The following is a 25,467-nucleotide window of genomic DNA, read 5'->3' as shown; positions in this document are numbered from 1 at the left end:
CCGCGTCGTCCACACCGGACGAGGGGTGTGGCCCCCCACCCCGTCACGGGCGTTCGGTTTGCGTAGCCATTACGGACGCCCGCGCGCAGGCGCGACGGGGATCCTGGCAGGAGACGCTCAGTCAGGGGGGACCATGGACCAGCACGTCGAGCAGCACGCGACCCGGCAGTCGTCGTCCCCGACCGACGGCGCCGCGACCGAACAGACGACGACCTCACCCTCGCGCCCGGCACCGGTCGCGGGCCTGGTCGTCGGACACGCTGACGACCAGGCCGAGGTCGCGGCCGAGTCGCACGCGACCGCGGCCCTCGCACGGTTGCGACGGTTCGGCGAGGCACCACCGTCCGCCCCGGCCGCGCACCGGCCACCCCGGCACGCCGAGGTGGGCCGGGCGGGCGGGGCCGTCAGCTCCGGGCGCAGCCACGAGATCTCCGCCGAGCTCGGCCAGGGCGCACCGCTGCCGAGCACCGTCCGCGGCCGGATGGAAGCAGGGTTCGGCACCAGCCTCGACCACGTGCGCGTGCACGACGACGCGGCGGCCGCACGGCACAGCGCAGCCCTCGGTGCGCAGGCGTTCACCGTCGGCAGCGACGTCTTCCTCGGCGGCTCGGTGGACCCCGCCAGCCCTCGCGGCGAGCATGTGCTCGCGCACGAGATCGCGCACGTCCTGCACGAAGGAGGGACGCCGCGCACGCCGGTGCGCCGCAACCCCGGGGACGACGACGAGGACGTCGCACCGGTCGAGCGGACCGCCGCCGAGATCGTCGAGGCCGCGTCGAAGGTCACGGACAAGATCGGGCAGATCGGGTCGGCCACGCGCGCGCTCTCCGACGCGGCCGGGTTGCTGTGGACGGGGCTGAGCGCCGCGCCCGTCGGCACGGTCAAGGGCTACTGGGTCAGCTCCGACGGCAACAGGCGGTACCGTCCACCATCGTTCAAGCCGACCTGGAACGTCACCCAGTCGAACTTCGAGTCGGGCCCTCCACCGAAGAGGCCGCACAAGGACAACTGGGCCACCAACGCCCACCTCACGATCACGGACTAGGGCCATGAGAGCTGCACTGCGCGAGACCTACACCCTCGACGACGGCGCCGAGATCGGCGCGTACTCCGCGGACGACCCGTCGAGCGGCGGCGCCTGGGTGCGGCTCGTCGTCGGACCCGCGGACGGTCCCGGGGAGGAGTCGTTCGACGTCTTCGTCTGCACGCCCGCGTGGCTGCAGGAGAGCGTCAGCGACTCCGGGCCGCAGATCGGCCGCCACCTCCTCGTGGTGGAGACGCTCGACCTCACCGCGGCGGTCGCCTTCCTGCGGCAGCACGTGGAGTCGCTCGAGGCGGCGGACTGGCGCGGCCTCGCCGAGCAGCTCGCCCGGATCGGCCACTGGGAGTTCGAGGACCACACCCCGTGACCCCGGGAGGGCACGTCACTCGCCCTGGAGCCCCGCGGGCCGCGTGACACGGCCGAGCATCGGCAGGAGAGCGGCGGTTGCGAGCAGCACGACGAGCGCCGCGCCGCTCGTCGTGATCCCGATCCCCGCCAGGTCGAGCGACACGGGCAGCCCTGCTCCGCTCTGCAGGACCACGGCGAGCACGCTGCCGACGGCGACCGCGAGCGCCAGCCCGATCGCGACCGGGACGGCGACCTGGAACAGCACCGAGAGCCCGAGGTCGCGCCGCCGGACACCGAACGCCGCGAGCACGGCGAGCGGGCGGCGACGCTCCTGGAGCTGCTCCGCGACGTTCACCAGCAGGCTCGCGCCCACGACGAGGAGCAGCGCGACCGTGCCGAGCATCAGGCCCTGGCGGATCGCCACGGCCATCCCGCTCACGGCCTGCGGGTCGTTGACCATCACGTCGACGGTCGGGTCGAGGCGCGCCGCCGCGGTCCGCACGTGCTCCGCCGCGTCCGGCGTGGCCCGGTCGAGGCCGACCGTGACCACCGCGCTGTCGTAGACGCCGGTCGGCACGACCGTCGCGTCGCCGAGCGCGCCCGGGGTGATGTGCACGGTCGGGGGTGCTCCGACGAGGGACGAGTCGTCCGCCGCGACGGTCACGGCGTCGGCCGGAAGGGTCCAGGTCGACGCGCCGGGGCCGCCGAGCACGTACGCCGACCCGGGTCCGGGTGCCTGCGCACCCTCGGGCAGGAGCACCACGACGTCGCCGTCGGTGCACGCGCTCGCGGCGGTCTGCGCGGTGATCCACCCGCAGCCCGCGACGACGACCGGGACCTCCTCGCCCCCGCCGACGGGCTGCGCCCTCGTCATGAGCCGGGTCTCGACGTCGGTGACGCCGGGGAGGCTCTCGAGCCGGGGCACCCACGCGGCCACGTCGTCGGCGGCCAGGTCGCCGCGCACCACGGCCTCGTACCGGTCGCCCTCGTAGCCCGGGGTCCCGCGCTCGGCACCCAGCAGCGCGTGCACCGCGATGAGCGCGGCGACGGACAGCACGACGGCGGACACGGCGCGCACGGCGGTGCCGCTCTCGTGCTGCAGACGCCGCACCGCGAGGTCCCACGCGAGGGCACCGGGCCGCAGGCGGCGCACGGTGACGTCGAGCAGCCACGGCAGCAGCAGCGAGACGCCGGTGAGCAGCGCGACCATGCCGAGCAGGACGAGCGCCTGCGCGTCGGCGAACCCCTCGGTGCCCCCGGTGACCAGCGGGCCGAGCATGAGCACGAGGCCCACGACCGGCACGGCGACGCGCCACCAGAGCCGACGCCGGACCGTCGTGCCGCGGCGTACCACACCGAGCGGCTCGACGACGACGTGCCGCAGCGCGGACCGGGTGACCAGCACGGACGCGACGGGGACCAGCACGACGACGAGCGCGGCCAGCGCCGGCGAGGGGCGCAGGTCGGCGCCGTGGAAGGTCAGGGACCCCGGGACGAGCGGCGGCACGAGCGCGCGGAGCACGGCGAGCAGCCCGGCGCCGACGAGCACGCCCGCGACGCCGCCCACGAGCGTCTCCCCCGCGGCGATGCGGTGGGTCGTCGCGGCGTCCGCGCCGACGAGCCGGACCGCGGCGAGCCGCCGGTCGCGGGCCTCCCCGCCGAACCGCACGGCCGTCGCGACGAACCCGAGGACGGGTACGAGCAGGCCGGTGAGCCCGACGAGCGCGAGCAGCAGCGTCGCGGCGTCCGTCCCTCCGTCGAGCCGGGTGCGGCCGAAGTCCGCGACCCGCTGGGCGTTGTCCGCGGTCAGCCGGTCGGTGCCCTGGTAGTACCGCAGCTCCTGGGGTCCGACGAGCCCGTCGTCGCCGATGGTCCCGACGACCGTCTCGCCGAACCGTCCGTGCAGGAGGCCGCGCTCGTCGTCGTCCAGCAGACGCCGCAGCGCGGGCGAGACGAGCGTCTCCCCCGGCGCGAGGACGCGGTCCACGCCGGGCGGCAGCGGCGCTCCCCGTCCTTCGGGTTGCAGCAGGTTCCCGACGACGATCGTGCCCGCGACCTCCGTGATGACGCGCCGGACGAGGAGCGTGTCGTCGGAGGCCGTGGCGACCTCGGTGCCGGGCGTCCGGGCGCCGTCGCGCACGGCGCGCTGGTCCAGCACGGTCGGCAGGGACGCGACCAGCAGGAGCATCGCCACGCCGACACCGACGCCCAGGGCGACGAGCGCGAGGCGGAGCCACCCCGCGCGGCCGCCGGCCACGCTCATCCGCACCCCGAGCGCCAGGTCGGTCACGGTCGTGCTGCGACCCCGGCTCATGCGGGCACCTGCTCGCGCACGCGACCGTCGCGGACGACGGCCTCCCGGTCGGAGTACGCGGCGACGCGCGCCTCGTGCGTCACGAGGACGACGGCCGCACCGGTGTCCCGCGCGGCGGCGACGAACAGCTGCATCACGCGCTCGCCGTTCAGCGAGTCGAGCGCACCCGTCGGCTCGTCGGCGAACACCACGCGCGGTCGCGTGACGAGCGCACGCGCGACCGCGGCCCGCTGCGCCTGCCCGCCGGACACCTGGCCCGGGCGCTTGCCCGCGATGTCCGGGACCTCGAGCCGGTCGAGCCACTCGCGGGCGGTGCGGTGCGCGTCGCTGCGCGAGGTGCCCGCGAGCCGCAGCGGCAGCGCGACGTTCTCCTCGCACGTCAGCTCCGGCACGAGCTGGCCGAACTGGAACACGAACCCGAACTCCGAGCGGCGCAGGGCGCTGCGCTCGGCGTCGGACATCGCGGTGACGTCACGCCCGTCGAACGTGACCGTGCCGGAGTCCGGTCGCAGGATCCCCGCGAGGCAGTGCAGCAGCGTCGACTTCCCGGAGCCCGACGGGCCCATCAGGGCGAGCACCTCGCCGCCGTGGACCTCGAGCGAGGCGTCGGCGAGCGCGGTCGTCGGGCCGAACGCGACGTGCAGGCCGTCGGCGACGAGCAGCGGGCTGGTCGAGCCGGGTCCGGTGGGGCTCGTGGTGGTCGTGCGGGACACGGTGGTCTCCCTGGGGTCGTCGGTCGGGCGGTCCGGGCGGGTCACGCGCGGACCGTGGCGGCGAGCTGGTCGAGACGGGCGGCGGTGAGCTCGAGCCACCGCAGGTCCGCCTCCAGGTGGAACAGCGCGTGGTCGCACACGAGCTGGTCGGCGAGGTCCCCCTCGGCCTTGCGGCGCGTGAGGTCGCGCATGAGGCGCAGGTGCTCGGCGCGCTGGGTGTCGAGGACGTCGGCCGGGTCGTGCCCCGTGAGGAGCGCGAGGACGACCTTGGTGTAGAGCGCGCTGTGCAGGTACGGCTCGGGCTTCTCGGGGCGCGACAGCCACTGCTCGACGTCGCTCACCCCCGCGTCGGTGATCGCGTACCGCTTGCGGTCCGGCCCGTCCCCGGGCTCGGACTCGACCTCGACGAGGCCGTTCTTCAGCAGGCGGGCGAGGGTCGCGTACACCTGGCCGTACGCCAGCGGGCGGTCCTGGCCGAAACGCTCGTCGTACGCGCGCTTGAGGTCGTACCCGTGACGGGGTCCGGTCTGCAGGAGGCCCAGGAGGGCGGGTGCGAGGCTCACGTCCGCGACTATACACACAGGGTATACACACTGTGAATAGCCGTGCCCGTACCATCTGGTGGCGAACCCCTGGCCGCGGCAGGGACCCGTCCCTACAGTGGGCACCGCGCCGGTCCGTCCCTTTTCACCGGTGTACTCCCGAAGGGTGACGGCGGGGGCCCGTGCCCGGTGAGACGGACGACCCCGCCGTGCAGGGGTGCACCGATGCGATCCAGCCTGACGACCTCCCTCGCCGCCGCCGTGACGCTCGTGCTGCTGGCCGCCGTCCCGGCGTCCGCGCACGGCCCGGGCGGGCCCGGCGGCCCCGGTCCCCACGGACCCGGCCACGGCCCCGGCCACCACGGCCCCGGTCACCACGCGGCTCACCACCGCCCGACGACGTACCTGCTGGACCCCGTCGGCCCCGCCGCCGACGACGTGTACCCCGAGGGCATCGCGGTGCACGGCGACGACTTCTACGTCAGCGGCACCACCGACGGCACCATCTACCGCGGCGACCTCGACGAGCCGACCGCGACGCCGTTCCTGCCGGGCGGCGAGGACGGCCGCACCATGGCGGTCGGGCTCAAGGTCGACCGCGGGACGCTGCTCGTCGCCGGCGGGTTCACGGGCAAGGTGTGGGCGTACGACCTGAGGACCGGGCGCCTGACCGGGTCGTGGCAGTCCGCGCAGGACGGCACGCCCACGTTCGTCAACGACCTCGCCGTCGGCCCGCACGGCGACATCTACGTCACCGACTCCATGCGCCCCGTGCTCTACAAGATCGACGGCCGCGAGCGCCGCACGACGAGCACGCAGCCGCTCGAGCCCGTCCTGTCGTTCGAGGGCACCGCGTTCGAGTACGACCAGGACATCAACGCCAACGGCATCGTCGTCTCCCCCGACGGCCGGTACGCGATCGTCGCGAAGACACCCACGGCCGAGCTGTACCGGGTCGGCCTGCGGGACGGGAGCGTCGAGCTCGTCGACCTCGGCGACGACGCGGTCGCGGGCGACGGGCTGCTGCTCCACGGCCACACGCTCTACGCCGTCGAGTGGACCACCGCCACGCCCGGCATCGCGACCGTGCGCCTCGACCACGGCCTCGACTCCGGGACCGTCGTCTCGCGCACGCCCGGCGCGTCGTTCGACGACCCGACGACCGCCGCCCGCGCCGGCAAGGACCTGCTCGTCGTGAACAGCCAGTTCGGGACGCGCGAGGCCGGCGGGACGCCCGAGCCGTTCACGGTGACCCGCATCCCGGCACCCTGAGCGGAGGGCGCCAAAACGGGCGACCGGCCGGCGGACCTCCCGCTACCGTCCCCGGATGGACGACGGCCGCGCGCGCACCCTCCCCCACCGCGCCACCGCGCGGCGACCGCGGTGGGACGAGCTGCCCGGCGACGTGCGCGCGGCCGTCGAGTCCCGGGTCGGGGCGCGCGTGGTGCGCGCCCGCACCCAGGACGCCGGGTTCACCGAGGGGTTCGCGAGCCGGCTCGAGCTGGCCGGCGGGACGCGGGTCTTCGTGAAGGCCGCGTCGGCGTCCCGCGGAGAGCACGCGCACGCCGCGTACACGCACGAGGCCCACGTCGCCGGCCTGCTGCCGCAGGGCGTCCCGGCGCCCCGGTTCCTGTGGACGCTCGACGTCGACGACTGGGTCGTCCTGGCGTTCGAGGACGTCGAGAGCACCACGCCACGGCGGCCCTGGGTGCCCGACGAGCTCGCGGCGGTGCTCGCGACGCTCGAACGCGCCGCGCAGGTGCTGACACCTGCGCCCGAGGATCTGCTGCCCCTCGACACCACGGCCGACCTCGACCCCCACCTCAGCTTCTGGCGCCGGTGCGCCGTCGGCGAGGCCGACCCTGGCCTGGCTCCCGGACCGTGGCGTCACCGGGTCGCCGAGCTCGCGGCACTCGAGAGCCGGTGCGCCGACGCCGCCGCCGGCGACACGGCCATGCACTTCGACGTGCGCGACGACAACGTGCTCCTCGCGACCGACGGGCGGGTGCTGATCTGCGACTGGAACTGGCTCCAGCTCGCCGCCCCCTGGGTGGACCTCGTCGGGCTGCTCGTCAGCGCGCACGGCGACGGCCTCGACGCCGAGCACCTCGTGGCGACGCACCCCCTGACCCGGGACGTCCCGCGGGCGTCGATCGACGCGTTCCTCGTCGCGCTCGCCGGTTACTTCGTCGACGCCGCCGGTCAGCCGCCCGTGGCCACGTCACCGTGGCTGCGCGTGCACCAGGCCTGGTACCGCGACGCCGCCCTGGACTGGCTCACCGTCCGCCTGCACTGACCACCCGGAAGTCGGACGCCACTGCTGGGCGCTCCGGTGTGCGTAGGTGCGACACCGCGTGTGCGCTCGGGTCTCGACGAAGGTGTCGCGTCCTGGCTCGGCGACGACGCTCAGCGCCACTTCCGTACACCGTCCCTCTCGGCGCGTAGCGCCTTCGGGGCCGACCCCTGGAGCGAGGTCAGCGCACGACGAGGTCACCGGCGGCCGCGGCGTCATGGAGCTCTCCGGACAGCTCGACATCGGCGGCATCGAGGAACTGTCGCGCCTTGCGCAGATGCGCCCGAGCCGCCTCCAGTGGCTGCACGTCAGGCCGCCAGCGGTGCGGGGACCATCGACCGCGCACCGATCAGGAACCGGCCATCCCGACGGATGTCGTCCAGCAGGAGCTCTCCCGTCGCTGCCATTTCCGCAAGCTCGTCGTGGGAGCGGTCGAGCAGCTCGACGTCATTGCCTGTCCACGACACCACGGCATGGGCGAACGCGTTCAGGCTGTCGGACCACGCCGGATCCGACGAGTCCACGCCGTCCGGGCGGATCACGAGAATGTCGATGTCGGAGCCCATGTGCCCGTCGCCGCGGGCCGTGGAGCCGTACACCGCCAGGGCGTCCGGACGATGCACCCACGTGCTGGCGTGCTCGGCGATGCGGTTCCACAATCGTGACCGCAGGTTGGCGAGCTGCTCGACCGCCGGTGCCGCGAGGTGGGCCCTGTTCAGGGTGTACAGCCGGGCGCTTCCTGCGTCGATCACGTGCACCAGGCCGCTGGCGGTCAGGTGTGCGAGGACCGCCGCCGTCTGTGATCGGCTCACCGGTGGTTCGGTCAAGGATGCGACCGTACGGCCCGTGAGCGGCTCGCTCGCACCCGCAAGGACGCTGAGGACGGGTCCGTGGGCAGACGTGATGACCGACGAGATCGGGTTGGAGACGTCCACGGCGCTCTCTATTCGACCGAGGCGTGACCGGTTTTCCGGCAACGTGACCAATATACAAGTCACACGACCGGAGAAGAACCCCTCCTTAGCCACGCGAGCGGGCCCGCAGGCCGAGCGGTCGGTCGTCGCCAAACCTCGTCCACGAGCCTTCGGAGACCACCGTGACCGTGCCGTCGACGACCGCGATGGCCGTCTGCTCGTCGATGGCGTAAGAGGGGACGGCGCCGAGGTCCGCCGCCCACAGCCGAGCGTGAGCGAGCGTGTTCGTCGGGAAGAGGTCGAGGTGCGGGAAGATCGCGAAGTCGACGAGGCCGAGCGTCCGGTCGTCGGGTGCGCCCGCCCACTCGACGAAGTAGCGGCCGATCCGCGGCGCCATCACCATGCTGCCCGCACTCACGCCGACCCACACGGTGTCGGTCAGCCCGGGGAGGAGGTCCGCCAGCCCGGACTCGCGCACCCAGTGCGCCAGGTACGTCGCGTCGCCGCCGTCGACGAGCAGCACGTCGGCCTGCTCGACCCAGGGCACCCAGCGCTCCGCGCCGGTCCGCGGCGCGCTCGGCCGGGTCGTCGAACGCGCCGACGACGAGGCCGGGCACGGGCGTGGGCACCACGGGTGTGGGCGTGCTTGCGCTCGTCATCGCCGCCGCCGGCGTCGGTGCTCGAGCGGCGTCGTGCTCAGCCAGGACGTGATCGGCGCACATCACTCGCTCCGCTGCCAGGGTGACTCGACCGTCTCGACCACGGTCCCACCGCTCCCGGTCGGGGCGCCAGCCCCCGCGTCCCGCACGGGCGGGTGCTGACGGGGCTCGACCCGTCGCGCTAGCGGGCGGAGTCGCGCATCGTGGCCGTGACGTCCTCGACGTCCAGGACGATGCAGACGACCTCGTGGTCCCCCAGCGTCCAGGCCCTGCGCTCGGGGTAGGTGTAGAAGATGCCGAGGCGCGAGCTCTCGTACGGCAGCCCGACGAAGTCCTCGAAGCGGTCCGAGCAGTACAGCTCGGTGTCCTGCTCGATCGTCAGGTCCCCCGGGTACGCGCCGTCCGGGAGCTCCCTCGTCGCGTACACCTCGCCGTTGTGCGGCTCGGCGCACGGCACCACCGGCACGTCGCCGTCGACGACCTCCGTGCCGCCGGTGCCGTCGTCCACCTGGACGCACGTGCCCACCGTGTACTCGGCGGGCGGGTTCACCGCCGCGTGGACGAGGACGCCGACCGTCGCGACGATCCACAGCGACGAGATGACGATCGCCGCGATCGCGAGGCCACGGCCCTTGGCACGGCCGCCCGCGGTCCGGGAGAGCCCGATGATCGCGAAGATCATCGCGAGCACGGCCACGCTGCACAGGCTCAGCACGAACCCGGCGATCGACAGGCCGTCGTACCTCGGCGGCTGCGGGTACCCGGCCGGTCCGTCCCCAGGGCCGTGGCCCGGTGCGGCACCGTATGGGTAGCCGGCGGGTGCCGGGTACGGCGGCGGCGGCGCGACCGGGAACCCGGACTTGCTGTACCCCTGCTGGTACGGCGCGGGCGCGTACGCCGGCTGCGGCGCCTGCGGGCGGTCGCCGGACGCGTCGGGCGGCGCCCACGGGCTGCAGGTCGATGGCGGGGTGGGACGGTCGGTCGACACGGGTGAACGCTCCTCGGGCGTGCGGGCGCGACGCCGCGCTCGCGCGGATCATGGCACGGGCGCGGCCGCGCCCGTGGGGAAAACGCACGCGCGTCGGCGCGCGTCACCCTCTCGCGCGCGGCGGCCTCACCAAGGGTCGACCGTCACCGGCGGCCACCGCCGCCGGTACGGGTGTCGAGAACCGGCGGTCGGCTCCGTCCTGCGGGTGAGCGTGCCGATGTGGGCACCGACCGGAAGGATCGCCACCATGCCGAAGTACCTGCTGATCGTCGACTTCCAGCCCGGCGTCGACGACACCCCGATGTCCGAGTGGGACCCCGCCGAGGTGGACGCGCACCTGGCCTACTACGGGCGGCTGAACGCCGAGCTCGAGGCGAGCGGCGAGCTCGTGGGCGGCACGATCCTCACCGGGCCGGACCTCGCGTTCGTCGTCCGGTCGGACGGCACCGCTCCCGTGGTGACGGACGGGCCGTTCCAGGAGTTCAAGGAGTGGGTCGCCGGGTTCCAGGTCATCGACGTCGAGTCCCGCGAGCGGGCGGTCGAGATCGCCGCGCTGGTGTCCGCCGTGCCCGGCCGCGGCGGGGTACCGCTGCAGCAGCCGATCCAGGTGCGGCAGGTCATGGACGCGGGACCGGCCGACGCGGACGAGATGCGCGAGTGGCTGCGGGACGCGGGTGAGGGCGCCTGACCCCCACCGCGCGCGACGACGCGATCGACGACCTGCTGCGCCGGTACGGGCCGCAGGTCGTCGGCGCGCTCACCCGCCGCTACCGCGACCTCGACGGCGCGGAGGACGCCGTGCAGGAGGCACTGCTGGCCGCCGCGACCCGCTGGCCCACGGACGGCGTCCCGGACGACCCGCGCGCGTGGCTCGTCACCACCGCGAACCGGCGCTACCTCGACACGCTCCGCAGCGACAGCGCCCGGCGGACCCGCGAGCGCCGGGTATCGGGCGAGCCGGCGCCCGGCGCCGCCACGCAGGAGGACGACAGCCTCGTCGTGCTGTTCCTGTGCTGCCATCCCGCGCTGCGCCCCGCGTCCGCCATCGCACTCGCCCTACGGGCGGTCGGCGGGCTCACCACCGCGGAGATCGCCCGCGCGTACGGCGTGCCCGAGGCCACCATGGCGCAGCGGATCAGCCGGGCGAAGAAGCAGGTCGTGCTCTCCGGGCGGCCGTTCGCCCTCCCGGTGGGAGACGAGCGCGACGAGCGGCTGCGCAGCGTGCTGCACGTGCTCTACCTCATGTTCAACGAGGGGTACACGGCCCGGACCGGCGACGCCCTGGTCCGCGCGGACCTGTGCGACGAGGCGGTGCGCCTTGCGCGGATGGTGGTCGCCGCGTTCCCCGACGAGGCGGAGGCGGCGGGCCTGCTCACGCTCCTGCTCCTGCTGGACGCACGCCGCCCCGCCCGCACGGATGGTGCCGGGAACCTGGTGCCCCTGCCCGCGCAGGACCGGACCCGCTGGGACGCCTCCGCCGTGGCCGAGGGGCTCGCCCTCGTCGACCGCCTGCTGTCCCGCGGCGCCGTGGGCGAGTACCAGCTGCAGGCCGCCATCGCCGCGGAGCACGACCGCGCCCCCACCGCGGACGCGACCGACTGGCCGCGGATCGCCGCGCTGTACGCGCTGCTGGAGGATCTGACGGGCAGCCTCGTCGTCACGCTGAACCGCGCCGTCGCGGTCGCGATGGTCGACGGGCCGCACGCCGGGCTCGTCGTGCTGGACGGGGTGCAGGACGCCGTCCCGGACGACGAACAGGACGACGACGTGCACCGGCGGCCCACGGCCTTCGCCGGGGACCCCCACCGGCTCCCGGCGCTACGCGCTCACCTGCTCGAGCAGACCGGTGACACCGCCGGCGCCCTCCGGGAGTACCGGCGCGCGCACGCCGTCGTCACCAACCTGGCCGAGCGTCGTCATCTCGCGGCGCAGATCGCGCGCCTCGAACGCGGCTGACGAGCGCCTCGCCCCACCCGGCAGCGGTCGCATCAGGCCTCAGACCAGGTCGCGCCACGTGTGCTGGTCGCGCCTGAAGCGATTCGCGCGGGACCGCTCGTCGTCGTCGCGTGCGACATTGAGGCGACGCCGTGTGAACGATCACACGGCGGATGCCATGGACACGCGGAGACCGTCAAGGGCGACACCGACGTCGACGAGGCTCTCGAGCGGACACCCCCGCGCGCGCGATCCACGCGCGACGACCGACGGCATCGCGGCAGTGGGCACGTCCACGCGGCGCACCCGCTCCTCGACCGGGACGAGGGAGATGAACAGGTGAGAACAACCCCAGGGAACGCGCGACGACGCTGGTCCGCGATGCTCCTCGCGCTAGGCGTCGCGACGGCCGGTGCGGTCGCGGTCGCGACGGCACCGACAGCCACCGCGGCCAACATCGACACGTCGGCGTCGTACGTGCTGGTCAACCGCAACAGCGGCAAGGCCCTCGACGTGTACGCCCGGTCCACGGCCGACGGCGCCCGGATCACGCAGTGGTCGCGCCACGGCGACACCAACCAGCAGTGGCAGTTCGTGGACTCCGGCGGCGGCTACTACCGGCTCAAGTCGAGGCTGTCGGGCAAGGTCCTCGACATCAGCGGCCGGTCCACGGCCGACGGCGCCGCGGCCATCCAGTGGACCGACAACAACTCGGCCAACCAGCAGTTCAGCATCCAGGACATCGACGGCTACATCCAGCTGATCGCCCGCCACAGCGGCAAGGCCGTCGAGATCCAGGGTGCCTCCACCGCCGACGGTGCGAACGTCGTCCAGTACGCCGACTGGAACGGCAGCAACCAGCAGTGGCAGATGGTGCGGGTCGGCGGCGGCGACCCCACGGCCACGCCCACGTCGCCGGGCGGGTGCTCGCTGCCGTCCAGCTACCGGTGGGACTCCACGGGCCCGCTCGCGCAGCCGAGGTCGGGCTGGACGTCGCTCAAGGACTTCACGAACGTCGTCCACAACGGCAAGCACCTCGTGTACGCGACGAAGGTCGAGAACGGCAGCTACGGCTCGATGGCGTTCAGCCCGTTCACGAACTGGTCCGACATGGCCGGAGCGAGCCAGAACGCGCTGCCGTCGGGCACGGTCGCTCCCACGCTGTTCTACTTCGCGCCCAAGAACATCTGGGTCCTGGCCTACCAGTGGGGTCAGTGGCCGTTCATCTACCGGACCTCGACCGACCCGACGAACGTCAACTCGTGGTCGTCGCCGCAGCCGCTGTTCACGGGCAGCATCTCCGGGTCCGGGACCGGTCCGATCGACCAGACGCTCATCGGTGACGACCAGAACATGTACCTGTTCTTCGCCGGCGACAACGGCAAGATCTACCGGGCGAGCATGCCGATCGGGAACTTCCCGGGCAGCTTCGGGTCGAGCTACACCACGATCATGAGCGACACCACGGCCAACCTGTTCGAGGGCGTCGAGGTCTACAAGGTCGCCGGTCAGAACCAGTACCTCATGATCGTCGAGGCCATGGGTTCGCAGGGCCGCTACTTCCGCTCGTTCACGTCCTCCAGCCTGTCGGGCTCGTGGACGCCGCAGGCCGCGTCCGAGTCCAACCCGTTCGCGGGCAAGGCCAACAGCGGCGCGACCTGGACCAACGACATCAGCCACGGTGACCTGGTCCGGTCCAACCCCGACCAGACCAAGACGATCGACGCCTGCAACCTGCAGCTGCTCTACCAGGGCCGTGACCCCAACGCGAACGCCGACTACAACAACCTGCCGTACCGCCCGGGCCTGCTCACGCTCCGACGCTGACGGCCGCGAGGAGGGTGGGCTCGACGCGATCGAGCCCACCCTCACCCCGCCTCGAGCGTCCGCACCGCACGCGGGACGTCGCCGGAGCCCAGGAACGGCTGGTACATGAGGCGACCTTCGTTGACCGCGAGGAGCTCGTCGTCCACCTCGTGCCCGTCGGCGTCGAGCACGCGTCGCCGCAGGACGTTGCGCCGGGTGAACACACCTGGCAGGTCGTTCGTCATGACGTGGTCGGCCTCGTACACCTCGTACGTGTGCAGCGGCGCCCGATCGCTGGTCCACGCCCCGACGAGGTGGGTCTCGTCGACCGTGAGCGAGAGCCGGAACGTCGCAGCCGTGCGGTTCTCGAGCTGCAGGTCGAGCACCGGCCACGAGCACGTCGCGCCGCTGCCGAACGGCTGCGTGCGCCCGTTGTCCGGGAAGACGTCGTAGGTGTGCCGCCAGCGCTCCACCACGGTCAGCGGGGAGTGCACGGTCATCCAGTACAGGAGGTTGGTCATCTGGCACAGCCCGCCGCCGACACCCTCGTCGACCTCACCCTGCCGCAGGACCAGGCCGACCTTGAACCCACGCCGGCGGCTGGGCCTGCCGACGAGCCGCCAGAACGACATCCGCTGACCCGGCCGCAGCACGCAGCCGTCCAGCCGCCCGGCCGCGATCGCCAGGTTCACCGCCTTGTTCTCCTGCAGCCGCCGGTCGACGCCGGCCAGCTCGCGGAAGATCGGGGTGCGGTGCGTCGCGACCGTGTGCTCGAACCCGTCCACGGGCACACGGTCCAACCGCGCCCGGACGCCCGCCTGCCGCCACTGCCACTCGCGACGCAACCTCCAGGCCGCCGGCCCGAGCGCCACGCGCGCACGCTCGCGCGCGGACCCGCTGATCGTGGACGTGCCGCCGTCCTTCTCACCCACCGCCACGACCCCGCTCCCTGCTCGACGGGGCTGGAACCCGCCTCACCAGCGCCGATGCGCTCGTCGGACGCGATCGTCCCGCCCCGGACGGCGCAGCACAAGGGTCGCGCGCGCGTCGTCGGCACACCGGACCGGCAGGGCAGACCGTGCGGCCGCTCGGGCCGCTCCCCCGCGGCGCGCCTGCCCGAGACGGCTCGCTCCACCGTCAGGGCGCGGACTCGACCCGACCCGGCATGCTCGTGGGCATGGATCCCGTCACGCACCTCGGCACGGCACCGGTCGCCCGGGCCTACCGGGCGTTCGCGGAGCGAGAGGCGCGCGGGACGTCACCGACGTACGAGGCGTGGGCGCTCGGCATCAGCGAGGACGACGAGGTCGTCGCCCTGCTCGAGTCGCTGCCCGCACCCAAGCGGCAGCCGAACCTCGTCCTCGCCGCGGCCCGCCTGCACGGCGCCGCGGGCGGCTACGACGCGCTGCGCTCGACGCTCCTGACGCGGTGGGACCAGGTCGCCACGACGATCCGCACGCGAGCGACGCAGACGAACGAGGCGGGCCGGTGCGCGACGCTGCTGCCGTTCCTCGCCACGCTTCCCCAGCCGCTCGCGCTCCTGGAGGTCGGGGCGTCGGCCGGGCTTTGCCTCCTGCCCGACCGCTACTCCTACCGGTACGACGACGGCACCGCGCTCGACCCCGCCGACGGTCCGTCCCCCGTGGTGCTGCCGTGCACGCTCGGGCCGGGAGTCGCGCCCCCGCGGCAGATGCCGGAGGTCGCCTGGCGGGCCGGCATCGACCTCGCGCCCGTCGACGTCACCGACGCCGACGCGTGCGCCTGGTTGGAGATCTTGGTGTGGCCCGAGCACGACGAGCGCCGGGACCGGCTGGGCGCCGCCCTCGCGATCGCCCGCGCGCAGCCCCCGCGCGTCGTCGCCGGCGACCTGCTCGACCTCGTCGTGCCGCTCGCGTCCGAGGCACCGCCCGACGCCACGCTCGTCGTCCTGCACTCCGCCGTGCTCGCCTACCTCGACCCGCAGGCGCGCGCCAGGTTCGTCGACCTGGTGCGCACCCTGCCCGGGCACTGGCTCAGCAACGAGGGCGCGCTCGTGCTGCCGGGCACCGCAGCGCTCGTCTCGGACGGGACGGAGCGCTCGTTCGTCGTCTGCGTCGACGGCTCGCCGCAGGCGTACGCCGACCCGCACGGGCGGGCGCTCACGGGCCTCGGACCGCGCGTCGGCTGACGCGCGCCCACGAACGGTCCGGGCGACGATGGCGCGATGACGTCATCGCAGCACGGACCGGACGACGACCACACCATCCCCGCAGGGGTGTCCGACGACCTCGTCGAGGCGGTCGGCGGCGTCACCGCCGCGTTCGAGGTGATCGAGCACGCGCGCGGGATGCTCTACGCCTTCCACCGCCTCGTCGGCCGGGCGGACAAGGAGCTCGGCGAGGCCCTCGACCAGCTCGAGGCCGCGGGCCGACCGGACCTCGCCGAGGCGCTGCGGACGGACGTCGTCGGCCGCAACGTGCTCGACGGACGCTGGACGTTCCAGGTCGTCGAGGAGTTCGACGCCGGGTACTACCAGGCGTTCGCCGACGCCGAGCGGGCCGTCCGCGACGCGACGATGGGCGGCCGCCGGCACGTCTTCGAGGCGCAGCTCAAGGAGCGGGAACGGACCCATGACCGCCCCGGGCACGAGGCCCGCCCCGCGGCCCACCACCCGGAGGGTTGAGCCGACCTGCCTGACCAGCCGCGCTGACAGCTGCGCCGTCTCACGCGGCACCCCGGTGCGCCGTCGTCGTCACGCCGCCGCGCGGCGCCTCACCACGGCAGGTAGTAGGTCAGGAGGTCAGCCGTGAGCGGTGGGAACAGGGCACCGAAGAACTCGGCGTCCGGTGCGTACACGTCGGGGTGGAGGCGGGCCAGGCCCTCGATGCCGAGCTGTCCGAGGAGCAGGGCGGGAAGACGGTCCGGGGCCACACCCGCGCCCTGGGCGACGCCGGGCGCCTGCATGGGACCGCCGACCTCGACCGGGCCGAGCCCGGTGTCCGCGCTCCACGGAAGCCGGTAGTGGCGGCCGAACGTCGAGATCACGACGTCCCGGCCGAGCCCTGCGGCGCGCAGGCGCGCCGTGAGCACCGGTCGCAGCGCGTCGAGCACGAGCTCGGGGCGCTCCAGGCGCGCGTAGTACTGCGTCGCGTCCGACCCCGCGGGCTCGAGCCGCTCCGCCCACGCGCGTCCGGGCACCGTGAGCGGCCGGTGCACGATGGTCAGCGGCTCACCGAGCCCGCGCAGTGCGACGAGGAACTCGTCCGCCGCCGCCATGTCCGCCGCGGCCGCCTCCGCGACCAGCAGCCCATCGTCGGGAACCCCCGTCCGCGCCGACGCGACGACGACCCCGTCCCGCTCGAGGACGCGCGTCGTGCTCGCCTCGTGCGCCAGCAGCCAGCGCCAACGCTCCGCCGGGTGCGGCATCGCCACGTCGTACTCCGCCTGCGCCGCGTCCTGCAGCGCGACGAGCGCCGGGAGGTCGGCGGTCGTCGCCTCGCGGAGCACCGATCCGGTCGTCGCCTCGCCGGGCTCGGGTGGCGGCAGCTCGCGCAACGCTCGGGCCCGGGGGATGTCGATCGCGTACTCGTAGCCGAACAGCCGGTAGAAGTACGGGATCCCGATCATCACCTGCAGCAGGTGCCCGCGCTCACGCGATCTGTCGTGCGCCCAGCCCATCAGTGCACGGACCAGGCCACGGCCCTCGTACTCCCGGTCCGTCGCCACCAGCTCGACCTGACCCGCCGCCAGCACCACGTCGCCGACGCGGACCGTCTCGTCGAGCAGCGTCGCGGTCGAGACCACGCGGTCCCCGTCCACGACGACGGCGCACGCGTCCCACCCGAGCGCGCCCTCCACGACGAGCCGGTGGTCCAGCGCGTCAGGCTCCTCGCCCCGGTCGACGAGCAGCGCACCGATCTGGTCGAGGTCGGACGGCCGGGCCGTACGCAGCTCGAGCCCTCCGGGCAGCGTCGTCATGCGGTCACCCCAGGTGCTTCTGCCAGATCGCCGCGACGCCGTCCCCGACGTAGCCGAGCGCGACGTTGATCGCGAGCATGTGCGCATTCTCCTGCGCGTTCCACGTGTGGATCCGCTCCACACCCGGCCGCCACGCCGCGAGCGCCCGCACGTTCGCGACCTTCACGAGCATCCCGAGGCGGTGCCCGCGGTGCTCACGCATCACCAGCGTGTCCTCCTGGAACCCGAACGGCACCTCGGGGAACGGGACCTGGAGCACCGTGAACGCGACGAGCTCGCCCGACGCGACGTGCTCGGCCACCGTGAGCAGCAGGTGCTGCTGCCGGCCGGCGAGGTCCGTGAGGTGGCTGCGCACGCGGTCGGCGTCCCACGGCTCCTCGTCGTAGTCGAGCTCGCCGAGCGGCACGTCCGTGCTCATCCGCGTCCACAGCCGCGCGAGGTCGTCGAGACGGTCCTCGGGGATCTCGTCGCGCCACGTGATGATCCGGTAGTCGTCGCCGGCCGCTGTTCTGGCGCCGTCGCCGAGCCGGTCGAGCACCGACGACGGGACCGGCAGGTGCAGCGTCGAGTGACGCCCGACCTGCTCCAGCGCGTAGCCGCGCTCCCCCGCGACGAGCGCCTCCGGCGAGTCGACCGGCACGCGGCCCGCCCCCGTGCGGGGCTCGAGCGCGCCCGGCCCCGCGGGCGGTTCCGGGGCGTGCGGCGACGTGAAGACGACCGTCGTGCACCCGAGCGCCGCGGCCTCCTCCTCGACCGCCGCGAGCAGCGCGTCGTGCACGCCGTCGTGCGCGTGCGCGGGACGCACGGCCAGCGGACCGGCCCACAGCAGGTGCGTGTTCGCCTCACGGCCGACGACGACGAGCGCGACACCGACCACATCAGCGGGCTCCGGCGGGACGCCCTCAGGGTGCTCGGCGCGCACCACCAGGAGCATCTGCTTGCGGTCGTACTCCTGGTGCCGCACGACCCCGTGCATGACCGCCGCCGGTGCCCACTGGTCGGTCCAGCCCCACACGGCGGCCTCGCGCTCGTGCTCGACGTCACTGAACGCGTGCAGCGCCCACGCGTCGGAGTGCTCCAGGTCGGCGGGTGGTTCGGGGGCGCGCAGCACGCGCCAGCTGTCGCTCACGCGCCGAGTCTGTCGACGGTAATCGACCCTGACCAGGCATTTTCATCGGACGCGAGCCCCGTGGGTGTGCGCGCCTCGGTCAGCGCGGCTACGGCGCACGGACCTCGAGGACGTCGTCGAGACCCGTGAAGTCGCCGAGGTTCCTCGTGACGAGGGCGGCGCCGTGTGCGTGCGCGGTCGCGGCGATCAGCAGGTCGAACGCTCGCGCGCGCGGCTGACGTCCGGCCCCGACCGTCTTCGTCGCCAGCAGGGCGTACGACGACGCGACCGCGTCGTCGATCGGCAGCGCCGCCAGGGCGCTCTCGGCACTCGACAGCACCCGCATCCGCGCCGACCTGATCTCGGGTGTGCGGGCGACCAGCACCCCGAAGCGCAGCTCGGCCAGCGACGCCATGCTGATCGCGGCCTCGTCCGCGGTGCCGGTCGGCACCAGGCCGTCGATCAGGACGTTCGTGTCGAGGATCAGCCTCACGGGCGAGCGCCGCGCTCGAACGGATCGGTCGCGGCGCCGTCGACCAGCGCCATGTCCTCGTCCCAGTGGGGATCGTCAACACCGGGGAAGATGGCGGCGAGGTCCGCGACGGGGCGCCACGTCGGGCGGGACTCGGTGTGCGGCACGATGTCGGCGACGGGTCGCCCGTGCACGGTCACGACAACGCGCTCGCCCTGCTCGACGCGACGCAGGACGCCCGACGCGTCCTGCCTGAGCTCGCGCACCCCGACCGTGGTCATGATTCGAAAGTAGCACCATGTGCTACACAGGCGTCTCTGAGTGCAGCGCCGTCAGCGCAGTCCTCCCCGCCGCTCACCGCGAGACTCGTCGTCAGGCCTGCATGTCGACGAAGCGGCTGAAATGACCCTGGAACGCGACCGTGATCGTGTCCGTCGGGCCATTTCGGTGCTTCGCCACAATAAGGTCCGCCTCACCCGCGCGGGGCGATTCTTTTTCATAGGCGTCTTCGCGATGCAAGAGAATGACCATGTCTGCATCTTGTTCGATAGACCCGGACTCGCGAAGGTCACTCATTTGTGGCTTCTTGTCCGTGCGCTGCTCAGGGCCACGGTTCAGCTGCGAGATCGCGATGACCGGGACCTCGAGCTCCTTGGCGAGAAGTTTGAGCGCACGCGAGAACTCGGAGACCTCCTGCTGACGCGACTCGACGCGCTTGCCGGACGTCATGAGCTGGAGGTAGTCGATCACGACGAGCTTGAGGTCGTGACGCTGCTTGAGGCGCCGGCACTTGGCGCGGATCTCCATCAGCGACATGTTCGGCGAGTCGTCGATGAAGAGCGGGGCGCCGGACACCTTGCCCATGGTCTGGGCGATCTTCGCCCAGTCGTCCTCGCCCATCTGACCGGTGCGCAGCTTTTGCAGGTGCACGCGCGCCTCGGCGGACAGCAGTCGCATGACGATCTCGTTGCGGCTCATCTCGAGCGAGAACACCACGGCGGCCTGGTTGTTCTTGATGGCCGCCGACCGGACGATGTCGATGCCGAGCGTGGAGTTGTGCGTCGGCACCATCGCCTCGCTCGCAAGGTACAGGTGCGACGGGTGCGCGATCTCGACGCACCGGACCGGCACGGACTCGACCGGCTCGACCGACACGATGAACCGCTGCCACAGCCGCGGCGTCGAGGGACGGCGACGCTCCTTGTGCACGAGCTTCTTGCGCTCGAGGCCGAACACCTCGTCGTCGGTGGTGAAGGTGAGGGTGAACGCCGTCGAGGTCGCCTCGGACCGCCCGGCCACCGTGCGCGTCGACCAGCCGGTGCGGTAGCCGAGCGAGTGCACGAGCTCGCGGACGTCACGCGCGAGGCGCTCGTCGGTCAGCGTGATCTGCGCACTGCCCGTGGGGTTCACGGTCCCGTCGGTGTCGAGCAGGCCGGCAAGCAGGTCACGCCGCTGCCGCTCGCTGGCCCGCAGGTACGCCGCCGGAATGTGCTTGTCCCCGAGCACACCGAGCGTCCGGAGACCGGCCTCGAGCAGGTCCGGCTCGTAGCCGCGGCCCTCGATGTGCATGGCGATCTCGGGGTCCGCGCTCGTGAAGCGCGCGGAGGCGGCGTGGCCGTCGCCGAGCCAGACACCCAGGAGGTACGGGTCGACGAGCAGGTCGGCGTCCGGGAGGCGCAGCGGGCGCGCGGTCTCGACCGAGTGGTTGGCGCGGCGGTCGGCCGTCTGGCAGCGGACCGTGCCGTGGATCTCCTCGGTCGTCCAGATGCTCGGGGTCCCGCCGTCGCGCTGGCGGCGGTCGGCGCGCGTCCGGGTCGCCCACTGGTGCTGGGCGTCCGCGACGATCGTCGTGCCGTCGTCGAAGGTGACGCGGTAACAGGGCCGGTCGACCATGACGTCGGTCGCGGCGACGACGGTCGTCGGCGTGCCGTCCGCGGCGAGGAGCTGGTCGCCGACCTGGACCTCACCCATCGTCGTCCAGCCGGTCGGCGTCGGCAGCGGGGTGTCGAGCGCGAGGGCCTTGCCGATGGCCGGACGGGCGGCGACGACGATCATCTGGCCCGGGTGGAGGCCGTTCGTCAGGCGGTCGAGGTCGGAGAAGCCCGTGGGGACGCCGATCATCCCCTCGCCGCGGTGACCGGCGGCCTCGATCTCGTCGACGGTCCCGCCGATGATCTCGGACAGCGGCAGGTAGTCCTCCGACGAGCGCCGCTCGGTGACGGCGTAGACCTCGGCCTGCGCGTTGTTGACGAGCTCGTCGACGTCACCGCCGTCGGTGCCGTACCCCAGCTGGACGATGCGCGTACCCGCCTCGACGAGCTTGCGCAGGATGGCGCGCTCGCGCACGATCCGCGCGTAGTAGCCGGCGTTGGCCGCGGTGGGCACGGACGCGATGAGCGTGTGCAGGTAGGGGGCGCCGCCGATGCGCGCGAGCTCGCCGCGCTTGGTGAGCTCGTCGGCGACCGTGATCGCGTCCGCGGGCTCGCCACGGCCGTAGAGGTCGATGATCGCGTCGTAGACGGTCTCGTGCGCGGGGCGGTAGAAGTCGGTGCCGCGGATCTGCTCGATGACGTCGGCGATCGCGTCCTTCGAGATCATCATGCCGCCGAGCACGGACCGCTCGGCCTCGAGGTCCTGCGGCGGGGTGCGGTCGAACTCGCGCCGTCCGGAGTCGGGCTCCGGCGGCATGCCGTACTCGAGCTCTTCGATCGTCACCGTGCACACCCTGTTCTCTGCATCGCGAACCCGTCGAACATTCGTTCTACATCGACCCACCCACACGCGGCGGACGGCCGGGGGCAGGGAGGAGTTCTCGCGCGAGACTAGGACCGCCGCACAGGGCCGCGCGAATCGGCCTCAGAGCCTGTGGAAACGTGCCCACGGATCTGTGGACAGGCCTGGGGACGGTTGTGGGTGACGATGTGCACAGGCCGTGGACAGGGCTGTGGACAGCGCACCTCCCGGCCATGAATCGCCGCTCTGACGAGCACGAACGAAGTTCAACCCGTGTGGACACAGCAGGGAGCAAGAGCCATCTCAGCCAACGGACAGCAGACGCCCAGCCTCGACCGCCAGATCCTCGCGCTCGCCGTCCCGGCGCTCGGCGCGCTCGTCGCCGAGCCCCTGTTCATCCTCGTCGACTCGGCCGTCGTCGGGCACCTCGGCACCGACGCGCTGGCCGGTCTGGCGCTCGCCTCGAGCGTGCTGCTCAGCGTCGTCGGACTCTGCGTCTTCCTCGCCTACGCGACCACCGCGTCCGTCGCCCGCCGGCTCGGCGCCGGTGACCGGGCCGGGTCGCTGCAGGTGGGCATCGACGGGATGTGGCTCGCCGCCGGGCTGGGGGTGGTGCTCGCGGTCGCGCTGTGGGTGGCGGCTCCGTGGGTGGTCGCCGTGATGGGCGCCGACGACGAGACCGCGCGGCAAGCCGTGACGTACCTGCGCTGGTCAGCGCCCGGGCTGGTCGGCATGCTGCTCGTCCTGGCCGCGACCGGCACGCTGCGTGGGCTGCAGGACACCCGCACCCCGTTGGGCGTCGCGGTCACCGGCGCGGTCGTCAACACCGCCCTCAACGTCGCACTCGTGTGGGGCCTGGGCCTCGGCATCGCGGGCTCGGGCGGCGGCACGGCCCTCACGCAGCTCGGTATGGCCGCCGTGCTCGTCGTCGTGGTGGTCCGCGGCGCGCGCGAGGCGGGGTCGTCGCTGCGGCCGGCGGCCGGCGGGATCTGGACCTCCGCACGCCACGGCGCCCCGCTGCTCGCCCGCACCGCGACCCTGCGCGGCGCGATCCTGCTCACCACCTGGGTCGCCACCGGGCTCGGCGCCGTGACGCTCGCGGGGCACCAGGTCGTCAGCTCCGTCTGGGGGCTCGCCGCGTTCGCGCTCGACGCCCTCGCGATCGCCGCCCAGGCGCTCGTCGGGCACGCGCTCGGCGCAGGTGACGTGCCGCGCACGCGCGGCGTCCTGCGCCGGACCCTGCAGTGGGGCGTCGGGGCCGGCGTCATCCTGGGTGTGGTCCTCGGCGGTGCGGCCGCGCTGTACGCACCGCTGTTCACGCCGGACGACGAGGTGCGCCACGCGATCGTCGTCGGGATGCTCGTCGCGGGCGTGTGCATGCCGCTCGCCGGGTGGGTGTTCGTGCTCGACGGCGTGCTCATCGGCGCCGGTGACGGCCGGTTCCTCGCGTGGGCGGGGCTCATGACGCTCGTCGTGTACCTGCCGTTCGCCCTGGCGGTGCGCGCCTACGCCCCGCCCGGCGCCGAGGGTCTGCTCTGGCTCACCGCCGCGTTCAGCGGCGTCTTCATGCTCGCCCGAGCACTCACCACCGGCTACCGCGCCCGCGGCACGGCCTGGATGGTCACCGGCACCTGACCCCGCCGCCCCTCCCCTCGCCGACTGCGCACGTTCGTGCGCGACCGCGCACGCACAGCGTCAGCACTCGACCCGCAACGTGCGCACTCGGCGCCAAGGGGGTGGCGCGGGCATGCGGTGCGGGGGCATGCGGAAGGCCCCCGTCCCGGGAGGGGCGGGGGCCTTCCGTGTGAGCGTCAGCTCAGGCAGCCACGACCTTGACGGTCACCGTGGCGGCGACCTCCGGGTGCAGGCGGACCGAGACGGTGTACTCGCCCAGGGCCTTGATCGGCTGCGCGATCTCGACCTTGCGCTTGTCGATCGCCGGGGCGCCCGACGCCTTGACCGCCTCGGCGATCTCGGCGGTCGTCACGGCACCGAACAGACGGCCGGCGTCGCCGGCCTTCGCCGACACAACGACCGGCTTCGACTGCAGCGAGTCGCGGATGGCCTTCGCGTCGTCGAGCGACGCGATCTCGCGCGCCTTGCGAGCCTTGCGGATCGCGGTGATGTCCTTCTCCGCACCCTTGGTCCAGGGGGCGGCGAGGTTGCGCGGGATGAGGTAGTTACGGGCGTACCCGTCCTTGACCTCGACCACGTCGCCGGGGGCGCCGAGGCCGGTGACCTCGTGCGTGAGGATGATCTTCGCCATCGTGAGGCCTCCTTCTCAGCGCGCCGACGACGAGTACGGCAGCAGAGCCATCTCGCGGGCGTTCTTGACGGCGCGAGCGATCGCGCGCTGCTCCTGCACGGACACCCCGGTCACCCGACGCGCGCGGATCTTCCCGCGGTCGGAGATGAACTTGCGCAGCAGCGCGGTGTCCTTGTAGTCGACAACCTCGATCTTGGCTGCCTTGAGCGGGTTCTGCTTCTTCTTGGGCTTGCGAACAACGGCCTTGGCCATCGTGGTGCTCCTGTCTGTGGAGCCCCGGGCGTTGCCATGCCCGGGGATGTGGTGTCTGGGGGTTCGAGGGACCTCGTGCGGGACCGCGCGTCAGACGCGCGGCACCGCGGAGTCGGTCGGAACGGGGCCGGTCAGAACGGGGGCTCGTCCGAGTAGCCGCCGCCCGCGGGCGTGGCCCACGGGTCGTCGCCGGCCGAGCCGGACGACTGGCCGCCACCGGAGTAGCCACCGCCACCGCCACCGCCGAAGCCACCGCCGCCGCCGCCCGAACGCTGGGTCCGGGTGACCTTGGCCGTGGCGTAGCGCAGCGAGGGGCCGACCTCGTCGACCTGCAGCTCGACGACCGTGCGCTTCTCGCCCTCACGCGTCTCGTACGAGCGCTGGACGAGGCGACCGGTCGCGATCACGCGGGTGCCCTTGGTGAGCGACTCCGCGACCGACTCCGCCGCCTCCCGCCAGATCGAGCAGCGCAGGAACAGCGTCTCGCCGTCCTTCCACTCGTTGCTCTGACGGTCGAACGTGCGCGGCGTCGACGCGACGGTGAAGTTGGCCACGGCCGCACCCGACGGGGTGAAGCGCAGCTCCGGGTCCCCGGTCAGGTTCCCGATCACCGTGATGACGGTCTCACCAGCCATGCCAGCTCCTCGCTCGATTCCGAACTGCTTCGACGTAGGTCCTTCGAGGTGGTGCGCACGCTAGCGGTGCGCACCCACAGGTCACGCCTCGCGGCGGAGGACCTTGGTGCGCAGGACGACCTCGTTGAGGCCGAGCTGACGGTCGAGCTCCTTGGCCGTCGCCGGCTCAGCGGTGAAGTCGACCACCGCGTAGATGCCCTCGGACTTCTTCTTGATGTCGTACGCCAGGCGGCGACGACCCCAGACGTCCACCTTGTCGACCGTGCCACCGTCGGTCTTGACGACCGACAGGTACTTGTCGAGCGACGGGGCGACGGTGCGCTCCTCGATCTCGGGGTCGAGGATGATCATGATCTCGTACTGACGCAGGCTCATACCCACCTCCTCTGGTCTCAGCGGTCACGGTCGTTCCGTGACAGGAGGGTTCTCGTGCGTCGCTGCGGTGGCCCGGTCCTCGTCGGACCCGGTCACCGTCCCGCGTCCCCGCCGA

The 25,467-nt window shown here is 73.1% G+C and carries 26 protein-coding genes and 1 pseudogene; 10 read left to right on the top strand and 17 right to left on the bottom strand.

The features are described 5' to 3' along the window. Positions 1-133: 133 nt before the first annotated feature. Positions 134-1,045 carry an eCIS core domain-containing protein gene (locus tag F1D97_RS03630; RefSeq protein ID WP_236122362.1) on the top strand — a complete coding sequence of 304 codons (912 nt, stop codon included), beginning with the start codon at positions 134-136 and terminating at the stop codon, positions 1,043-1,045. Between the two features lie 4 nt (positions 1,046-1,049). Then, positions 1,050-1,409 carry an immunity 8 family protein gene (locus F1D97_RS03625; RefSeq protein WP_236122361.1) on the top strand — a complete coding sequence of 120 codons (360 nt, stop codon included), beginning with the start codon at positions 1,050-1,052 and terminating at the stop codon, positions 1,407-1,409. 15 nt (positions 1,410-1,424) lie between these two features. Here the strand turns inward: F1D97_RS03625 and F1D97_RS03620 are convergent, their stop codons facing one another. From F1D97_RS03620 to F1D97_RS03610, 3 genes are read right to left on the bottom strand one after another with little or no spacing between them, the layout of a single operon-like run. Next, a complete protein-coding gene (locus F1D97_RS03620) occupies positions 1,425-3,704 on the bottom strand; it encodes an ABC transporter permease (protein ID WP_236122360.1) in 2,280 nt (759 codons plus the stop codon). Further along, positions 3,701-4,417: an ABC transporter ATP-binding protein gene (locus F1D97_RS03615; RefSeq protein WP_236122359.1), complete on the bottom strand. Its 717-nt coding sequence runs from the start codon at positions 4,415-4,417 to the stop codon at positions 3,701-3,703. Before F1D97_RS03615 ends, F1D97_RS03620 begins: the two co-directional genes overlap by 4 nt. A 41-nt stretch (positions 4,418-4,458) precedes the next feature. Continuing rightward, positions 4,459-4,980 carry a PadR family transcriptional regulator gene (locus F1D97_RS03610; protein ID WP_236122358.1) on the bottom strand — a complete coding sequence of 174 codons (522 nt, stop codon included), beginning with the start codon at positions 4,978-4,980 and terminating at the stop codon, positions 4,459-4,461. A 204-nt stretch (positions 4,981-5,184) separates the two neighbouring features. On the opposite strand from F1D97_RS03610, the gene F1D97_RS03605 reads away from it, so the two are divergent. Further along, a complete protein-coding gene (locus F1D97_RS03605) occupies positions 5,185-6,231 on the top strand; it encodes an SMP-30/gluconolactonase/LRE family protein (RefSeq protein WP_236122357.1) in 1,047 nt (348 codons plus the stop codon). A gap of 55 nt (positions 6,232-6,286) precedes the next feature. Beyond that, a complete protein-coding gene (locus F1D97_RS03600) occupies positions 6,287-7,255 on the top strand; it encodes an aminoglycoside phosphotransferase family protein (protein WP_236122356.1) in 969 nt (322 codons plus the stop codon). Between the two features lie 178 nt (positions 7,256-7,433). Here F1D97_RS03600 and F1D97_RS17360 read toward each other — a convergent pair whose 3' ends face one another. The 4 genes and pseudogenes from F1D97_RS17360 to F1D97_RS03585 all read right to left on the bottom strand — a co-directional run bounded on the left by F1D97_RS17360 (position 7,434) and on the right by F1D97_RS03585 (position 9,813). Further along, the gene (locus tag F1D97_RS17360) at positions 7,434-7,559 is read right to left on the bottom strand and encodes a hypothetical protein (RefSeq protein WP_255701580.1); all 126 of its coding nucleotides are present in this window, start codon (positions 7,557-7,559) and stop codon (positions 7,434-7,436) included. 1 nt (position 7,560) lies between these two features. Further along, on the bottom strand, positions 7,561-8,187 hold the full coding sequence (locus tag F1D97_RS03595) for a nucleotidyltransferase domain-containing protein (RefSeq protein WP_236122355.1): 627 nt from the start codon (positions 8,185-8,187) through the stop codon (positions 7,561-7,563). 85 nt (positions 8,188-8,272) lie between these two features. After that, positions 8,273-8,737, bottom strand: a pseudogene (locus F1D97_RS03590) (Type 1 glutamine amidotransferase-like domain-containing protein); the annotation flags it as partial. A gap of 269 nt (positions 8,738-9,006) precedes the next feature. Next, the gene (locus F1D97_RS03585) at positions 9,007-9,813 is read right to left on the bottom strand and encodes a DUF4190 domain-containing protein (protein WP_236122354.1); all 807 of its coding nucleotides are present in this window, start codon (positions 9,811-9,813) and stop codon (positions 9,007-9,009) included. A 247-nt stretch (positions 9,814-10,060) separates the two neighbouring features. Between F1D97_RS03585 and F1D97_RS03580 the strand changes: the two genes are divergently transcribed. The 3 genes from F1D97_RS03580 (at position 10,061) to F1D97_RS03570 (ending at position 13,575) form a co-directional block, all read left to right on the top strand. Then, positions 10,061-10,501: a YciI family protein gene (locus tag F1D97_RS03580; RefSeq protein WP_236122353.1), complete on the top strand. Its 441-nt coding sequence runs from the start codon at positions 10,061-10,063 to the stop codon at positions 10,499-10,501. Continuing rightward, the gene (locus F1D97_RS03575; RefSeq protein ID WP_236123472.1) at positions 10,498-11,769 is read left to right on the top strand and encodes an RNA polymerase sigma factor; all 1,272 of its coding nucleotides are present in this window, start codon (positions 10,498-10,500) and stop codon (positions 11,767-11,769) included. The genes F1D97_RS03580 and F1D97_RS03575 overlap by 4 nt, the downstream gene beginning before the upstream one ends. 360 nt (positions 11,770-12,129) lie before the next feature. Next, entirely contained in the window at positions 12,130-13,575 is a 1,446-nt protein-coding gene (locus F1D97_RS03570) for a non-reducing end alpha-L-arabinofuranosidase family hydrolase (protein WP_236122352.1), read from the top strand. Positions 13,576-13,616: 41 nt separating this feature from the next. On the opposite strand, the gene F1D97_RS03565 is transcribed toward F1D97_RS03570, so the two are convergent. Further along, positions 13,617-14,492, bottom strand: a complete 876-nt coding sequence (locus F1D97_RS03565) for a VanW family protein (RefSeq protein WP_236122351.1) — start codon at positions 14,490-14,492, stop codon at positions 13,617-13,619. A 239-nt stretch (positions 14,493-14,731) separates the two neighbouring features. On the opposite strand from F1D97_RS03565, the gene F1D97_RS03560 reads away from it, so the two are divergent. After that, positions 14,732-15,721, top strand: coding sequence for a DUF2332 domain-containing protein (locus F1D97_RS03560; protein WP_236122350.1), 990 nt, complete (start codon positions 14,732-14,734; stop codon positions 15,719-15,721). 36 nt (positions 15,722-15,757) lie between these two features. Further along, a complete protein-coding gene (locus F1D97_RS03555) occupies positions 15,758-16,216 on the top strand; it encodes a hypothetical protein (RefSeq protein WP_236122349.1) in 459 nt (152 codons plus the stop codon). Between the two features lie 89 nt (positions 16,217-16,305). Here the strand turns inward: F1D97_RS03555 and F1D97_RS03550 are convergent, their stop codons facing one another. From F1D97_RS03550 to dnaB, 5 genes are all read right to left on the bottom strand, one after another. Further along, on the bottom strand, positions 16,306-17,511 hold the full coding sequence (locus tag F1D97_RS03550; protein ID WP_236122348.1) for a GNAT family N-acetyltransferase: 1,206 nt from the start codon (positions 17,509-17,511) through the stop codon (positions 16,306-16,308). A 4-nt stretch (positions 17,512-17,515) separates the two neighbouring features. Next, a complete protein-coding gene (locus tag F1D97_RS03545; RefSeq protein ID WP_236122347.1) occupies positions 17,516-18,640 on the bottom strand; it encodes an N-acetyltransferase in 1,125 nt (374 codons plus the stop codon). An 88-nt stretch (positions 18,641-18,728) separates the two neighbouring features. Further along, a complete protein-coding gene (locus tag F1D97_RS03540) occupies positions 18,729-19,112 on the bottom strand; it encodes a PIN domain-containing protein (RefSeq protein WP_236122346.1) in 384 nt (127 codons plus the stop codon). Beyond that, positions 19,109-19,372: a type II toxin-antitoxin system Phd/YefM family antitoxin gene (locus tag F1D97_RS03535; protein WP_236122345.1), complete on the bottom strand. Its 264-nt coding sequence runs from the start codon at positions 19,370-19,372 to the stop codon at positions 19,109-19,111. Before F1D97_RS03535 ends, F1D97_RS03540 begins: the two co-directional genes overlap by 4 nt. A 91-nt stretch (positions 19,373-19,463) precedes the next feature. Beyond that, entirely contained in the window at positions 19,464-21,806 is a 2,343-nt protein-coding gene (gene dnaB, locus F1D97_RS03530; protein WP_236122344.1) for a replicative DNA helicase, read from the bottom strand. Between the two features lie 291 nt (positions 21,807-22,097). On the opposite strand from dnaB, the gene F1D97_RS03525 reads away from it, so the two are divergent. Further along, positions 22,098-23,459, top strand: a complete 1,362-nt coding sequence (locus F1D97_RS03525; RefSeq protein ID WP_236122343.1) for an MATE family efflux transporter — start codon at positions 22,098-22,100, stop codon at positions 23,457-23,459. Between the two features lie 181 nt (positions 23,460-23,640). On the opposite strand, the gene rplI is transcribed toward F1D97_RS03525, so the two are convergent. From rplI to rpsF, 4 genes are all read right to left on the bottom strand, one after another. After that, complete coding sequence (gene rplI, locus F1D97_RS03520) at positions 23,641-24,090, bottom strand: 50S ribosomal protein L9 (RefSeq protein WP_236122342.1); 450 nt, start codon at positions 24,088-24,090, stop codon at positions 23,641-23,643. Positions 24,091-24,105: 15 nt separating this feature from the next. Then, positions 24,106-24,342 (bottom strand): 30S ribosomal protein S18, encoded by a 237-nt coding sequence (rpsR, locus tag F1D97_RS03515; RefSeq protein ID WP_013885186.1) that lies wholly within the window; start codon positions 24,340-24,342, stop codon positions 24,106-24,108. A gap of 131 nt (positions 24,343-24,473) precedes the next feature. After that, positions 24,474-24,977: a single-stranded DNA-binding protein gene (locus F1D97_RS03510; protein WP_236122341.1), complete on the bottom strand. Its 504-nt coding sequence runs from the start codon at positions 24,975-24,977 to the stop codon at positions 24,474-24,476. Between the two features lie 81 nt (positions 24,978-25,058). Further along, positions 25,059-25,352 carry a 30S ribosomal protein S6 gene (gene rpsF / locus F1D97_RS03505; RefSeq protein WP_236122340.1) on the bottom strand — a complete coding sequence of 98 codons (294 nt, stop codon included), beginning with the start codon at positions 25,350-25,352 and terminating at the stop codon, positions 25,059-25,061. Between the last annotated feature and the right edge of the window lie 115 nt (positions 25,353-25,467).

Source organism: Cellulomonas palmilytica (assembly GCF_021590045.1).
Classification (GTDB): domain Bacteria; phylum Actinomycetota; class Actinomycetes; order Actinomycetales; family Cellulomonadaceae; genus Cellulomonas; species Cellulomonas palmilytica.
The sequence above is the reverse complement of the archived record's forward strand: the minus strand, read 5'-3'. Positions and strand labels throughout refer to the sequence as shown.

What these genes read in the sequence shown, in the direction of transcription:
- rplI (WP_236122342.1), bottom strand. Translation starts at nt 24,090, where the DNA reads ATGGCGAAGATCATCCTCACGCACGAGGTCACCGGCCTCGGCGCCCCC.
- rpsR (WP_013885186.1), bottom strand. Translation starts at nt 24,342, where the DNA reads ATGGCCAAGGCCGTTGTTCGCAAGCCCAAGAAGAAGCAGAACCCGCTC.
- F1D97_RS03570 (WP_236122352.1), top strand. Translation starts at nt 12,130, where the DNA reads ATGCTCCTCGCGCTAGGCGTCGCGACGGCCGGTGCGGTCGCGGTCGCG.
- F1D97_RS03560 (WP_236122350.1), top strand. Translation starts at nt 14,732, where the DNA reads ATGGATCCCGTCACGCACCTCGGCACGGCACCGGTCGCCCGGGCCTAC.
- F1D97_RS03630 (WP_236122362.1), top strand. Translation starts at nt 134, where the DNA reads ATGGACCAGCACGTCGAGCAGCACGCGACCCGGCAGTCGTCGTCCCCG.
- F1D97_RS03600 (WP_236122356.1), top strand. Translation starts at nt 6,287, where the DNA reads ATGGACGACGGCCGCGCGCGCACCCTCCCCCACCGCGCCACCGCGCGG.
- F1D97_RS03625 (WP_236122361.1), top strand. Translation starts at nt 1,050, where the DNA reads ATGAGAGCTGCACTGCGCGAGACCTACACCCTCGACGACGGCGCCGAG.
- F1D97_RS03550 (WP_236122348.1), bottom strand. Translation starts at nt 17,511, where the DNA reads ATGACGACGCTGCCCGGAGGGCTCGAGCTGCGTACGGCCCGGCCGTCC.
- F1D97_RS03605 (WP_236122357.1), top strand. Translation starts at nt 5,185, where the DNA reads ATGCGATCCAGCCTGACGACCTCCCTCGCCGCCGCCGTGACGCTCGTG.
- rpsF (WP_236122340.1), bottom strand. Translation starts at nt 25,352, where the DNA reads ATGAGCCTGCGTCAGTACGAGATCATGATCATCCTCGACCCCGAGATC.
- F1D97_RS03555 (WP_236122349.1), top strand. Translation starts at nt 15,758, where the DNA reads ATGACGTCATCGCAGCACGGACCGGACGACGACCACACCATCCCCGCA.
- F1D97_RS03535 (WP_236122345.1), bottom strand. Translation starts at nt 19,372, where the DNA reads ATGACCACGGTCGGGGTGCGCGAGCTCAGGCAGGACGCGTCGGGCGTC.
- F1D97_RS03620 (WP_236122360.1), bottom strand. Translation starts at nt 3,704, where the DNA reads ATGAGCCGGGGTCGCAGCACGACCGTGACCGACCTGGCGCTCGGGGTG.
- F1D97_RS03580 (WP_236122353.1), top strand. Translation starts at nt 10,061, where the DNA reads ATGCCGAAGTACCTGCTGATCGTCGACTTCCAGCCCGGCGTCGACGAC.
- F1D97_RS03510 (WP_236122341.1), bottom strand. Translation starts at nt 24,977, where the DNA reads ATGGCTGGTGAGACCGTCATCACGGTGATCGGGAACCTGACCGGGGAC.